This window comes from Sporosarcina sp. P26b (assembly GCF_002743245.1).
Lineage (GTDB): Bacteria > Bacillota > Bacilli > Bacillales_A > Planococcaceae > Sporosarcina > Sporosarcina ureae_C.
In genome coordinates this window covers 1-14,252 of sequence record NZ_PDYW01000038.1, presented here as the reverse complement: position 1 = coordinate 14,252, position 14,252 = coordinate 1, and the positions used below count along the sequence as shown (strand labels likewise).

General features: G+C 41.9%; 13 protein-coding genes. 11 read left to right on the top strand and 2 right to left on the bottom strand.

Annotation, left to right across the window (positions count from 1 at the left end; all coding sequences use genetic code 11):
* Positions 1 to 512 precede the first annotated feature (512 nt).
* The 11 genes from CSV69_RS15780 (at position 513) to CSV69_RS15730 (ending at position 10,860) form a co-directional block, all read left to right on the top strand.
* On the top strand, positions 513 to 1,646 hold the full coding sequence (locus tag CSV69_RS15780) for a YibE/F family protein (RefSeq protein ID WP_369823964.1): 1,134 nt from the start codon (positions 513 to 515) through the stop codon (positions 1,644 to 1,646).
* On the top strand, positions 1,643 to 2,416 hold the full coding sequence (locus tag CSV69_RS15775; RefSeq protein ID WP_085427574.1) for a YibE/F family protein: 774 nt from the start codon (positions 1,643 to 1,645) through the stop codon (positions 2,414 to 2,416). The genes CSV69_RS15780 and CSV69_RS15775 overlap by 4 nt, the downstream gene beginning before the upstream one ends.
* A 300-nt stretch (positions 2,417 to 2,716) precedes the next feature.
* The gene (locus CSV69_RS15770; protein WP_099693924.1) at positions 2,717 to 3,751 is read left to right on the top strand and encodes a DctP family TRAP transporter solute-binding subunit; all 1,035 of its coding nucleotides are present in this window, start codon (positions 2,717 to 2,719) and stop codon (positions 3,749 to 3,751) included.
* An 18-nt stretch (positions 3,752 to 3,769) separates the two neighbouring features.
* Positions 3,770 to 4,255: a TRAP transporter small permease gene (locus tag CSV69_RS15765; protein ID WP_085427572.1), complete on the top strand. Its 486-nt coding sequence runs from the start codon at positions 3,770 to 3,772 to the stop codon at positions 4,253 to 4,255.
* Entirely contained in the window at positions 4,252 to 5,574 is a 1,323-nt protein-coding gene (locus CSV69_RS15760) for a TRAP transporter large permease (protein ID WP_099693923.1), read from the top strand. The genes CSV69_RS15765 and CSV69_RS15760 overlap by 4 nt, the downstream gene beginning before the upstream one ends.
* 16 nt (positions 5,575 to 5,590) lie before the next feature.
* Entirely contained in the window at positions 5,591 to 6,304 is a 714-nt protein-coding gene (locus tag CSV69_RS15755; RefSeq protein ID WP_232319501.1) for an SDR family NAD(P)-dependent oxidoreductase, read from the top strand.
* Positions 6,276 to 6,749: a PPC domain-containing DNA-binding protein gene (locus CSV69_RS15750; RefSeq protein ID WP_085427569.1), complete on the top strand. Its 474-nt coding sequence runs from the start codon at positions 6,276 to 6,278 to the stop codon at positions 6,747 to 6,749. The genes CSV69_RS15755 and CSV69_RS15750 overlap by 29 nt, the downstream gene beginning before the upstream one ends.
* Before the next feature lie 6 nt (positions 6,750 to 6,755).
* A complete protein-coding gene (locus CSV69_RS15745) occupies positions 6,756 to 8,237 on the top strand; it encodes a class I adenylate-forming enzyme family protein (protein ID WP_099624885.1) in 1,482 nt (493 codons plus the stop codon).
* Positions 8,234 to 9,367: a thiolase C-terminal domain-containing protein gene (locus CSV69_RS15740; protein ID WP_099693922.1), complete on the top strand. Its 1,134-nt coding sequence runs from the start codon at positions 8,234 to 8,236 to the stop codon at positions 9,365 to 9,367. The genes CSV69_RS15745 and CSV69_RS15740 overlap by 4 nt, the downstream gene beginning before the upstream one ends.
* Before the next feature lie 4 nt (positions 9,368 to 9,371).
* A complete protein-coding gene (locus CSV69_RS15735; RefSeq protein ID WP_085427566.1) occupies positions 9,372 to 9,677 on the top strand; it encodes a Zn-ribbon domain-containing OB-fold protein in 306 nt (101 codons plus the stop codon).
* Positions 9,678 to 9,885: 208 nt separating this feature from the next.
* Positions 9,886 to 10,860, top strand: coding sequence for a bile acid:sodium symporter family protein (locus CSV69_RS15730; protein ID WP_085427565.1), 975 nt, complete (start codon positions 9,886 to 9,888; stop codon positions 10,858 to 10,860).
* 121 nt (positions 10,861 to 10,981) lie between these two features.
* On the opposite strand, the gene CSV69_RS15725 is transcribed toward CSV69_RS15730, so the two are convergent.
* Entirely contained in the window at positions 10,982 to 12,727 is a 1,746-nt protein-coding gene (locus tag CSV69_RS15725) for a GMC family oxidoreductase (RefSeq protein ID WP_085427564.1), read from the bottom strand.
* A 21-nt stretch (positions 12,728 to 12,748) separates the two neighbouring features.
* Positions 12,749 to 13,558, bottom strand: a complete 810-nt coding sequence (locus CSV69_RS15720) for a gluconate 2-dehydrogenase subunit 3 family protein (RefSeq protein WP_233192412.1) — start codon at positions 13,556 to 13,558, stop codon at positions 12,749 to 12,751.
* Positions 13,559 to 14,252: the final 694 nt, after the last annotated feature.

Genomic DNA, 14,252 nt, shown 5'->3' with positions numbered 1-14,252 from the left:
AAGCATGTCAAAATGATGGTTGATAGACATAAAAAGAACTCCTTTCAAAAAAGATGGTATGTATCTTTACCATCTTTTTAAGAAAAGTACACCTATTTCTTAAGTTGACAGCTATGATGGCTTGAGCCTCCTCGCTTCGCTGTGGGGTCTCAAGACTCATGCTATTCCCGCGGGAGTCGCCGCTCTGCACTCCAATCCCTAACTTGTAAGTGAAATACACTTATTGTTGTGCATTGAAGTTAGGATTGTAATCGATATTGAGCTTTTGTACTTGAACTTAAATAAGTTAAGACAAAATAATCACTCATAAACTACCTACAGTGAGTGATCTAAGTACCTGCACTATCAACGTAGGATGGAAGCGGAAGTTGGTGGCGACTCCCGATGACTCACCGCAGGCCCATGGGAAAGCGTCCGCCAGCTGGAGCTTTCATCCGATCATACTCACAAACTCACTTACTATTCCTAAGTTTTTGCTTTTTAATACGAGTGGCAAGGAGGAGGATTTCGTTTTGAAAAGAATTACACATGTACTTAAAAACACAGCAGCTTCGAAATGGGTTGTGTACTCCATCCTGGCTATTTGTTTTGTTTCTTCTATCCTACTCGTCAATAACAACCACTCCTTTTACGATCGTACCATCGCCCAAGTGACGAAAAATGAAGTGGTCGAGACAACCGATGTGACCGATATGCATGGGAACGAAGATACGCTCTTTACCCAGAAGCTTGAGGCCTATGTCAAGAACGGTAAAGAAAAAGGCAAGACGATATTGTTGAACAACGAATATTCCTCTTCAGGTGCCTATGATCAGCAATATAACGTAGGTAACGAACTGTTTGTCTCTTTCGATTCTACGATGGGAAATGAACTGGTAGGCAGTATCACGGACGTGAAACGCGATAAATATGTACTAATTGTAGCCTGGATTTTTGTCTTCGTATTATTGATCGTCGGCCATAAGCAAGGATTGCTCGCGATTGTTAGTTTTGCCATCAATGTGATGATATTGTCACTCGCTTTGGACATCTATGTAAAATATTATGACGTCAGTTTATTGGTCGTCTGTGGGATTTGTATTTTGTTATTCACTGCCATTTCGCTTCTGCTAGTCAGTGGGCGCAGTGAAAAGACCTACGCCGCAATAGCAGCTACGTTGATTGCGACGGTAGTATCACTCTCCATTGTATCCTTCGTCATTTGGATCACAGCAGGAGATGGTCTGCGCTATGAAGAAATGCAGTTTTTGACGCGACCTTATCACACTATATTCATGGCTGGATTATTCATTGGATCGCTGGGCGCCATTATGGATGTGGCGATTACGATGTCTTCCTCTTTGTTTGCGCTGTATGAGAGAGATCGGACAATATCTGTGAAAGCGCTGAGGAAGTCGGGCATTGATATAGGCAAGGACATAATGGGGACCATCACAAGTATTTTATTCTTTGCATATATCAGTGGTTCGATTCCGATGCTAATTCTTTATTTGAAAAATGCCTCGCCAGTAGGGTTTGCGCTTTCGATGAACTTGTCGCTCGAGTTAGCCCGTGCGTTGGCTGGAGGAATCGGGATTGTGTTGACGATTCCGATTGGCCTATACATTACAATATTCTTCATTGAGCGAAAGAGGGCGAGAGCATGAATGTATTAGTATGGCTCGCGATTATTTTACTCGTCTTAATGGTGTGGGTTGGTGGAAAGAGTGGAGTCAGATCATTCTTTTCATTATTTTTAAACTTTGGTGTAGTCTTCTTCACAATGTTTTTTATGCTTGATCCGAATACGAATCCAATTGTCATTACGTTCATTGCAAGTAGTGTAATTGGATGCATCAGCCTTTTTTATATTAATGAAGTAAATAGTAAAACGGTGCTAGCGTTCATTTCTACGATGATTACAATCAGCATCTTATTATTTTTCATTGTATTTGTTTCACAGAAACTGATGATTCAAGGGTTCGGCGAAGAGGGGGAGGAAGCGATTGCTGGGTTGTCACTTTATATTGGAGTGGACTTCGTGAAAATTGGAGCATCGGTCATTATTATGAGTACGATCGGTGCAATCATGGACGTTGCGATTTCCATTGCCTCAACTGTGCATGAAGTTTTCAAGCATACGCCTACCCTCAGCAAGAGAGAGTTATTCAAGTCAGGTGTCAGTATTGGGCGCGATATCCTCGGAACGGATACGAATACTTTATTCTTCGCGTTCTTTGGAGGATACTTGGCGCTACTTATTTGGTTTAAGGATTTACACTATTCAATTGGTGATATCATCAACTCGAAAATATTCAGTTCTGAAATGATTTTAATACTTTGTGCAGGTCTTGGGATTGCGTTAGTCATTCCCATTGCTTCTTGGATGAATGCATATTATTTAGTGCGTACTAGAGAAAAAATTGAAAAGATGTGAGAAGAGGGGAGCTACCGTTAGCTCCTCTTTTTTCATATATACTTACACGAAAGTAGAGAACTTCCACTTTATTAGTAGAACAGGTTCTTATAAAATCCCTATAAACATATAATTTGGATGTTATCACAACATTCAAGTGGTTTATGTATATGAACATTGTGCTAAAGTCTATATGAAATAAATTATTAGACTATTACAATTATAGTCACTAATCAAACGTTTCAAATAGATAATTTACTTTCTATGTTTTCACATCATGTAATCTATTGTTCGTTGATAAAAAACTGGGGGTAAGGACAAATGAGAATGAAGAAAAAGAGTGTACTAGGAGCAATCGGCTTATCTGCCATGCTGATGCTGGCGGCTTGTTCATCGGATAAGGAAGAATCCAAGGACAGTGGCGGAGACGCGGAAGCAAAATCATACGACCTGAAAATGTCTGTCACAGTAAATGATTCATCCACTTGGTATCAGGCGGCGGACAAGTTAGCGCAAGACTTAAAAGAACAAACGGATGGTCGTATCAACATTGAAGTATTCCCGAACGAGCAATTATCAAACGGTGATCAAGGTAAAGGTGTCGAGCTTTTAACAAAAGGACAAACTGACCTAAGTCTTCACTCGACGATTATCTACTCAATCTTGGATGATCGGTTTGGTGTAGCAAGTGCGCCATTCCTATTTAAAGACAAGGATGGAGTAGATAAAGTATTCGATGGGGCAGGAGGAGAAGCAATCGCAGAAATACTCAATGAAAAGAACGTTGAATTACTTGGTTTCGGAGAGAACGGTTTCCGACAGATCACGAATAGTAAAAAAGAAATTAAATCACCAGCAGATATGAAAGGCTTGAAAGTGCGTATTCCAGGAATCACAATGTACACGGATCTTTACCGTGCTTTAGGCGCTGATCCGACTACAATGGCATTCTCGGAAGTCTTTACATCACTTCAACAAGGAACAATCGACGGTCAAGAAAACCCAATCGACGTAATCCACTCGTCTAAGCTAAATGAGGTGCAGGATTACTTGACGACTTGGAACTATTCGTATGACCCGCTAGTACTCGGAATTAATAAGAAGTTATTTGATTCCATGAGTGAAGAAGATCAGGAGCTTGTGAAGAAGTTAGGTAAAGAAGCAGCAGAATTCCAAGTGGAAATGGCACGTGAAAAAGAAGAGAAGCAAATCGCTGAATTGAAGGATGCGGGAATGCAATTCTACGCACCGACAGATGAAGAACTAGCTGAGTTTACAGAAGCAGTACAACCGGTTTACGAAAAGTATGAAGATATTTGGGGTAAAGATTTGCTAGACAAGTTCCAAGATCAATAAGGACTGGAGGGTGGATGTATGGGAAAAATATTCAATAGATTAGAAGAATGGATTGTCGTAATTGTACTGTCCATCATGTCCACCATCGCATTCGTCAATGTGCTATCCAGAGGGTTTGCCAACTATTCATTTTCTTTCACGGAAGAAATTACAGTCAATTTGTTCGTTATGTTAACATTTGTCGGAACAGCCATTGGTGTGCGCAAGTATGCACACCTTGGCTTTACTTTGATTTATGACAAAGGTAATTTGCTGTTAAAGAATATTATTACGATTTTGGTTGGATTGATGATGGTGCTATTATTTTTTATTCTTTTATATTACGGTGTGAAGATGGTGCAATATCAGATGGAAATGGGACAGAAGACGCCTTCACTTGGTTGGCCGCAATGGTGGTTCTCCATGTCGATGCCAATTGGTGCGCTGTTTTGTTTGATCCGTTCCATTCAAGTAACTATTACTGAATTCCGTCAGCAAAATGGGAAGGGAGAGCAGCCAGTATGACAGCGATTATATTATTCGGCGTATTTTTCCTTCTAGTTATGCTTCGTATGCCAATTGCTGTAGCCTTGGCAATCTCCTCCATCGTGGTGCTATTTATGGGCAGTGGATTGTTCGGTTTGGAATTGGTTGCGGACATTATGTATACGAGTGTAGCAAAGTTCACATTGCTCGCCATTCCGTTTTTCATCTTGGCAGGTGTCATTATGGAGCATGCGGGCATTTCGAAGCGACTGATTGATTTTGCGCAAGCATTAGTAGGTCATCGCAAAGGTGGAATTATCTTTGTAACGGTTATGACAGCTATATTTTTTGCAGCAATATCGGGATCAGGCCCTGCTACCGTTGCAGCTATCGGGGGTATTTTGATTCCAGGGATGGTTAAGAACGGTTATAAAACAGAAACAGCGGCTGGACTTGTTGCGAGTTCAGGTGCGATTGGTATTATCATTCCGCCAAGTATTGCTTTTATTGTCTTTGCCGTAGTGGCGGGCGATCAGATTCCGGTATCAATTGGACGTATGTTTATGGCAGGAGTGATTCCCGGTTTACTACTCGGTGTTGGATTTATTGTCGCGGCTATGTTCGTTAGACATCGACAGGAAAAGCGTGAAGGTCCAATATCGGAACAGTACATAATGCAACCAGCAACAAGTGCTGAACGTTTTAAAGCCTTCGGTAAAGCGATCTGGGGCTTATTAATTCCCGTTATTATTTTAGGTGGTATTTACGGTGGGTTCTTTACGCCGACAGAAGCAGCGGTAGTAGCCGTATTTTATAGTTTGTTCATCGGATTCTTCATTCATCGTGAACTAACATTGAAAAAGCTGTATGACATTTTAGTAGCTGCGGGTATTCAGACGGCAGTCGTGATGTTCATCGTCAGTGCAGCGAGTGTGTATGCATACATCATCACAACAGAGCAAATTGCCACACAGATTTCCGATGTGATGCTAAATATTTCAAGCAATAAAATCATTATCTTATTATTGATCAATATCATTTTATTAATTGCGGGCATGTTCATTGATGCCATATCTGCATACTATATTTTCATTCCGATCTTGTTACCAATTGTACTGTTGTTCGATGTGGATCCGACAGTGTTCGGTGTCTTCATGACAGTCAACTTGGCGATTGGGCTTTTCACACCACCAGTCGGTCTCAATTTATTTGTAGCCGCCGGTATATCAAATACTTCCATAGGACAAATATCAAGAGGGGTCTTTCCTTTCGTTGTCTCCTCGGTCATTATCCTATTACTCATTACGTATATACCGCAGATTTCCACATTTTTGCCGGACTTATTAAACATCAAGTAGGTTGGGAGGGGTGCTTGTGAAACTGAAAGGGCAGACGGCAATCGTCACAGGGGCTGCTAGTGGCATTGGCGCCCAAACGGCTCTCCTACTTTCACAGGAAGGTGCCAATGTCGTTTTGGTAGATTCGACGAGCTGCGCACAGACGTTGCAAGCAATTCAAACGAACAGAGGCAAAGCGGTGTATTTGGAATGTTTAGGAGAAGTGCATGACGTAGAGTTTGTGAATGCAGTCGTCGCGAAAGCGTCAGATGTATTTGGGGAATTGCATGTATTAGTGAATAATGTGTGCATATGCAGTACTCGTAATGAAAACAAGCCTAGCCTTGATCAATGGGAGCTTGAGGCAGACAGCAATGCACAAGCTACTGCGTTATTTATTCACGCTGTGTCACAGTACATGATTGAACAGCAGTATGGACGCATTATCAATATTAGTTCTGTTTCAAGTTGTACTAATGAACAAACGTTTAAGGCTTCTAAAAACTCAATTCGTACACTGACGAAGCAAGTAGCTAAAGAACTGAGTGAGTCCAGAATTACATGTAATTCAGTTGCACCTGTATGCACGGCAAATTTAGATGAAGCGACAATCAATCAAACGGGCACAGCGATTAGCATCGCGCAAGCCGTTCTGTACTTCGCCTCATCGGAATCCAGTTATACGACAGGACAAATCTTAAAAGTGGATGGAGGGTATTGTATTGAACCACCAAATTCAAGCGGTGTATGACGAGAAATCGAATCGAATCATCGGTCGTTTGAAGAAGGACATCGATTTGTTTGAAGGAATTCTTGCGGTATGTGCGCAATATGGCGTGGAGGCGGCTCAATTTCAGTGTATCGGCTCGCTCGCGTACGCAACGATTGTGCAACCACAGCAAAATCCCGATAAAAGCTTACAGTATTCTGAACGCATCGTAACCAACACGCCTGTCGAACTGCTTTCAGGTACAGGCTTTATTGGCTTCGACGAAGAGGGGAAGCTGGATATCCACTTTCACGGACTATATGTAGATTGTGATAAACAACTAAATGGTGGTCATTTTCTCAGAGGTGAAAACCCTGTAGCGATTACAGTGGAATTTATTATATTCCCAGTGGCAGATACAGATGTTCAACGGAAGCCGGATAATTTTTCGGGCATTCCACTATTCCACTTTACAAATAAGGAGTGATGGACTTTGGAGACAATTGGAAAACTGGCAATGAAATCAGCGGCGGCCTATCCAAATAAGATTGCTGTGAAAGATGATCGACGCTCTTTTACATTTAAAGAAGTGATGGAACGGGCACTCGCGTTAACTGCATACTTTGAAAAAGCCGGTCTTCGAAAAGGGGACCGTTTTGCTATTTTACTATCCAATCGTCTGGAGCATATTGAAATGGACGTGGCGGCAGCAATTTCAGGAGTCATCAAAGTGCCATTGAATTATCGACTTCATCCGAAAGAGCATGAATATATGCTAGAAGATGCAAGCGTTCAGTTGATCATTGGCGAATCGGAATTGATTGACCCAATTGATACAACGATTCAAGCTTTGATGATCGGTGAAAACTATGAGCGAGCCATTGAACAAGAAATTGGCGCTACATGTACAACAGAAGTGAATGAGGATGATTTATTCGCGATTATGTATACATCCGGTACGACGGGTAATCCGAAAGGCGTCATGCTCAGCCATCGCAATATCATCTCAGGCGCATTATCTCTTGCGCTTGCTTGTGAAACGGATTATGACGACATCATTGGGCATGTGGCACCGTTGACGCACGGCAGTAATTTCCTCTCACACGTAGCATGGTTATATGGTTTAACACAAGTCGTGTTCAATACATTTGAACCAGAAGAATTCGTTCATGATCTCACACGAGAAAAGGTCACAGTGATCTTCCTAGTGCCGACGATGGTTAACTTAATGATCCAGCATCCGAAGTTTGATCCGAAGAATCTATCTACGATTAAGAGTATTAATATGGCTGGTTCACCGATTGCCGCGAGCAAACTTGAGCAAGCACTCGCACTGACAGGACCCATTTATGCGCAGACATTCGGTCAAGTTGAAGCACCAATGTGTATTACGATGATGCCCAAGCGGGAGCTCGGTGATCATCTCGAATCATGCGGACGTGTCGGACCTTTCGTTGACGTGAAAATCGTGAATGAACGAGGTGTAGAATTAACTGCTGGAGAAGTGGGGGAAATTGTCTGTAAAGGTTCACTTGTCATGCAAGGCTATTGGAATAATGAGCAAGCAACGAATGAAACATTACAAGACGGTTGGCTGCAAACGGGCGATCTCGGTTGGAAGAGTGAAACTGGATATGTGCATATCGTAGATCGTAAAAAAGACGTCATCATCTCGGGAGGGGTTAATATTTATCCGAGAGAAGTCGAGGAAGTCCTCAATAAGCATGAGGGAGTTAAAGAAACTTGTGTAATAGGCGTTCCCGATGATAAGTGGGGCGAGAACGTCATTGCGTATGTCGTACCAAATGGTGTTGTGCCTATAACAAATGAAGAACTATTGCAATTATGCCTCGATCATATGGCGAGCTTCAAAAAACCGAAGGAGATTCATATTGTCGACGAATTGCCGAAAAGTTCGTACGGTAAAATATTAAAACGTGAACTACGTAATCAGCACGGGGAGGTGCATTCATGACAAACGTCTATATAGAAGGAGTCGGCATGACGAAGTTCGGGAAATTCATAAATAAATCAATGAAGCAACTGTTGGTTGAAGCATCTATAGAAGCGCTTGAAGACGCAGGGAATCCGAAGGTCGATGCAGTCTTTGTCGGAAATTTCATGGGTGGATCCATTGGAAATCAAGAAATTCTCGGTGCGCTAGTAGCGAATGAACTGGGTCTAGGCTATATCCCTACTGCGAAAGTCGAAGGTGCTTGTGCGTCAGGTGGCATAGCACTTCGACAAGGTATTATGGGGATTGTAAGTGGAGAATACGATACGGTGCTAATAGCAGGTGTGGAAAAGATGAAACATGCTTCGACCGCGGATATAACGCAAGCAATTAATGCTGCCATGGACAACGATTCCAATGAAAAGCAGGCAGGTTTGACATTCCCAGGATTCTTTGGTGTATTGGCAAATCGCTATTTTCATGAAACAGATGCTACGAAAGAACATTTAGCCATGATTGCATTGAAAAACCGTGAACATGCATTGCATAATCCACTCGCCCAATTCCAGAAGCCGACAACGATGGAAGAAATCATGGACGCACGAATCATTACTTCTCCGCTCGGCTTATTTGATTGTTCCCCGACGACAGACGGGGCAGCAGCACTGGTCATCACACGAAAAAAGGGAGCTATTCATATCCGCTCCTCTGCACAAAGTTCTGGCCCTACGCAAATGCAAGACGCGGACGATTTACTTTCATTACCCGCAGTGCGCGAGTCAGGTCGCTTGGCCTATGAAAAAGCGGGCGTCGCTCCTGAAGATATCGATGTCGTGGAAATCCATGACTGTTTCTCGATGACAGAAATGCTTGCAATCGAGGAGCTTGGATTTTTCAACAAACGAGAAGGCTGGTTAGCTGTGGAACAAGGGAGAACGAAAGTGACGGGTGATAAACCAGTAAACACAAGTGGCGGATTACTGTCGCGAGGACATCCAATTGGTGCAACAGGCGTTGCGCAAATTTATCAGCTTGTACGGCAACTGCGCGGCACAGCACCGAACCAAATAGAAAATGCTCGTCTTGCTTTGGCACAAAACTTAGGTGGAACAGGTTCATACTCTACTGTTCATATTCTGGAAAGGTTGTGAAGAGATGAAAGTCTATCAATGCGATCAATGTGAATATGCCAGTGTTTCCAATAAATATCGCTGCCCTAACTGTGGAACTGGGAAATTACAGGAGCAAGATGTTTCCACGAAGGGAACAGTCTACAGTTATACCGACATTCATATCGCGCCCGCTGAATTTGCGCATCTTGCACCTTATACCGTGGCGCTCATACAGTTAAATGAGTCTAAAGCCAAGGTCACCGTTAGAATGGATGCAGTTGTTGAGATCGGGGATGCTGCGGAACTTCATCATATAGAGGATGGAGCGTATATTTACCGTAAGTGCTGAGTAGCAAGTGTAGGTGTATGCGGTAGTCATGGGAATGCTCATTGATTCGCGTTAAGTGCTCATAGTTACAACTTAACCGCTCTATTGCATACCCCAAGCGATCATACTCGGCTTCTATCCGCTCATAGGCATTCAATAATCGCTCTTAGCAATAATGAAACCGCTCATAGAAAATACATACGGACTTCCTCGTAAGGAGGAGAAACACGTGAAAGCTATACAAACTATATCTAAAATTATTTCAAAGTATTTACCGCTTTGGATCGTTCTCTTATCTATCATTGCCTATGTCATTCCGGATACGTTTATTTCGATCCGCCAATTAACAGGCTTCGGATTAGGCACGATCTTCTTTCTGATGGGGCTATCACTTTCATCGGAAAAATTGCTTGAAGTGATTAAAAATCCAAAACACGCTTTACTCGGCGTTTTTTTGAAATGGACAATCATGGTGGGTGTATCCATAGGAGTTGCTTATCTATTCTTCAGCAACCAAGCAGAGATTGCAACCGGGATTATTTTAGCGGGGACAGTACCAAGCGGAACGTCTGCAAATATTTACACATTCATAGCCGGTGGAGAAGTCGCGCTCAGTATTACAATGGCGACATTGGATACATTCATTTCACCTGTACTGACGCCAGTTCTACTGCAGACATTCGCGGGACGCTTTATACCGATTGAATTCTGGCCTTTATTTCTAAATATTATTTACATCGTCTTCTTCCCATTAGTTGCGGGTTTATTGATCCAGTGGAAATTTCAGCGCCAAGTTGAGAAGGTCAAACCATATACGAGTGTCTTGTCTCAACTTGCGTTATTTCTAGTCATCTTATCGGTTATCTCGAATGCTCAACAAGCACTATCTGAGAACTTATCCGTTCTACCGCTTGTATTCGTGGCGGTTACACTACAAGTCAGTATACCAATGGGCGCCGGCTACTTTATCTCGAGATGGCTAGGCGTACCAGAACGCAATGCTCGTGCAATTTTATTCCATACAGGCATTTGCAATACTGCACTCGCTGCAACACTTGCAATGGAACACTTCGGATCACTCGCCGCAGTACCTGCAGTTGCTAATATGGTGATGAATTTGACTATTGGCGCGTTGATGGCAAGTCTATTTGAAAATAAATTTAGGTTAGATAACGAGGAAGTACAGATGGTAAGTGAGGGGTAAAGTGTCGTTTGTCAACATCAGTTCAATGTAAACAGTCTAAAAAACTAGAGATGAATTCCGTAATACACGGTAGTCATCTCTAGTTTTAGTATGGTCTTTATTATAAATAATCACTGTAAGTTTATACGTTGACGTTATTCGTTTTGGGTTCTACCAATAATCCACCGTCACCGGTCATGTATTTATCGATTCCTTCTGAGGCGCGGTACGAAAAAGCACCTACAGTTGCTGTTTGCTGAGGAATTTTTTGTGGAAGGGCGGAGGCACCGACAACGAACAAGTTTTCCATGTCCCACGACTGGAAATAGTTATTGACAGCTGATATGGATGGGTCATCCCCCATCAAGACACCACCACCTGCTTCACCACCGCCTTGTGTATAATTCCAATCTTCCGGTATATCATCCACCTCGACTATATCGGCACCCATTTCTTCCATAACTTCCGCTAACTTTTCTCTTCCGAACTTTCTCAATTCCTTTTCATGGTCCGTAAGAGTCATCGTTACACGTAAAAGAGGGTCCCCAAAACTATCTTTGTAAGTAGGATCGAGATCCATATAGTTAAATGACCAACCGTAATTAGGTGGCTTAAAGTGAAGAGAAAGATTTCTATTTGTATAATGCAACGACTTCTCCTTGAATTCTTTACCCCATCTAGGTGTACCTTTAGGGACTGCATTATAGCCAATCGCATCTTCACCATGTAACCTAAATTCAACGATTCCTCCACCAATGAAGTTTAGATCAGTCGTATCTAGATTATCACTGTCAAAATCACTGAAAGTACCTCCAAGTGCACCTGCACCCATCGCCAAGTTAAATTTTTTGTTTTCAAAGAAACCTGTGGCTACACCGCTACTTGAACCAGTAAATCCACCAGCATTTTTACCGATGACCCCTGTTTTAGTTTTAGGATCGTACGGAGTTCCGATTTCCGATAGAAGCATTAATTTATTGTTGGAAAGTGTGTACCCTGCAAGCACTACAACGTCAGCAGGTTGTTCATACTCTTTTCGTGTTTTCATATTTACATAAACAACGCCTGTAGCTTTCCCGTTCTCATGAAGTACTCGGCGAACATACGCATTCGGTCTGAGATCGTAGTTTCCAGTTTCTCTTGCTGTAGGTATTACAGTGACTAATGGATCGGATTTTGCACCAAAATCACATCCATACCTCATGCAATATGAACAGTATTGACAAGCATTGATTGTTTGTCCATCTGGATTTTCGTATCGTTCCGTAACGTTACCAGACGGGATCTGAAAAGGATGGTACCCTAGATTTCTTGCTGCTTCTTTAAATAGTTTGATTGCGGGTACTTCTTTTGTAGGCGGTGTAGGATAATCTGAGCTCCGCGGGGCGCCAATCGGATCTTTTTCACCAGATGTTCCTGCCATCTTTTCAAATTGATCATAATATTTTTCCATCTCGTCGTAAGTAATTCCCCAATCTTGCAAGAACATCTCTGCTGGAATTTTATCTTCTCCATATTTTTCTATCGTTTTAGTCCGTGCTTCAAAATCAAACTGAGTAGCACGATGTGTCACACCTGACCAATGAGAACCACTGCCGCCGACATTGGTACCTTCGTAGTTTTCTTTTTGAGTTCGTAGAGGAGAGGCTTCCTCATTTTCATTTCTACGGCCGGTGATAGTCTGTATAGTATGGTCTTCCATCATGTCGTATCTAGCATCATAGCGTAATGCATCCTTTGAACCAACGAAGTCGCTAATAGACTGTTCTTTACCACGTTCTAGACCCACTACATTGTATCCTTTTTTAGTTAGTTCGGCAGCGACTATTCCGCCAGCCCAACCAGCGCCTACGACTACGACATCTACTTTCTTCATTTTTTCAGCCACTAGATCTCCCCCTTTAAACAGTTATGACTTTCCTTGTTTTGATGATGGTTGATAGTCTGTTAAACTCACTGGGTCAAGTTTTTGGAATTCTTCAGAATCAATTAAATCTACATAGCTCGCGCGAATGCCTGGATGTTCCTTCATTTTCCACCCCTGCATATCTTTATTGCCTCCGTACACAGGATCGGAATAAGCACCTTCTATTGTCATTTGAAGTAATAGATTAAAGAATATCCGCGAGCGGACCCCTTCCATTTCTATTTTATCGTCTTCGAAGTCTTGTAAAATGGCATCTTGCTGTTCTCCGTCAATATTCTCGAATCTCTCGCCATGACGATCTTCACTCTCAGAATTTATTTTTCGAAGACCTTCAATAAATACTTCGCCCCGATTCATGAGTGTTTGATACGTATCGACATTCGATACTGGCCGCAGGGGACCGTCCATATAATCTTTTCTATTCGAGCCGTAGTCCCCAGCGAGTTGTTTATCGATAAAGTAAGGCACATCTAGTCCAATGGCACCCGGTCCGTTATCATTCTCTGGATAAATACGTTCCGTTGCTTGTTCTAAAACTACGAAATCCGAAAACCTAGTAAAGTACAATCTTGCTCTTGCGGGGGAGGGGCTTTTCGCTTCACTCGAAGGCGCATTTGAGTTATTAGATTGATTAGATCCAAATTCTCTTGTAAATAAACCGCCAAGAATTGACCCACCTGCAACACCACCCACGACCATGCCAGTATTTTTCATAAACCGGCGTCTACTAGGATCTTTTGCAGCGCTTACATTTTCAGGTGACCCTGTGCTATTGCGTTTCTCATCAGACACTGTATCTCCTCCTTCGAAAAATGCTATATGCAAAGTATTCAGTCTATTAGTCTCATTTACCCTAATATTTATGTTATAAACTATAATGTTTTTACACTTCTGCTGTGATATTGTGAGTATTGAAATATAATTCGACTAACAATATCGCCTGCCTTATATGAAAACATAGGTATACTAATATGTATTTGAGCATGCGATTCTTTTGACGGTAATCAAAAAGTCGCTTTAACCCCTTGTCTCCAAGTAACTCTTCATCTGACCATAGGTGAGTTAATGGTCAATATACTCAAAACACAACAAATTCCCACTTAATACTGAGTGATGAATGCTAGCATCCTTTATCAAGTTTTAAAACTTGGAAAATTAATGACAAATTTATGTTTTCATATATGGAAATGATATACTTACTGTACAAACATTAATAATTAGAATAGAGTCATTGGTAAGTAGAATGGTTAATTTTATGTAACTTGTCGTGGGGTAGGACGTATAGATAAGTGAAGTAGGCTATTCAACAATCTGGGCCATATTGTTGAGTAAAGTAAACACATATTTATTTACCTAAATTGCAATATTAAGTTAGCCACTTAGATAAAATCCAGTGTATGTATGAAGGGGGCTGTTATCCCTCTATCGATAATCTCTTTTTGAAAATACTAAGCTAACCTAGCTAACTCTTGTTCAAACAAAACGG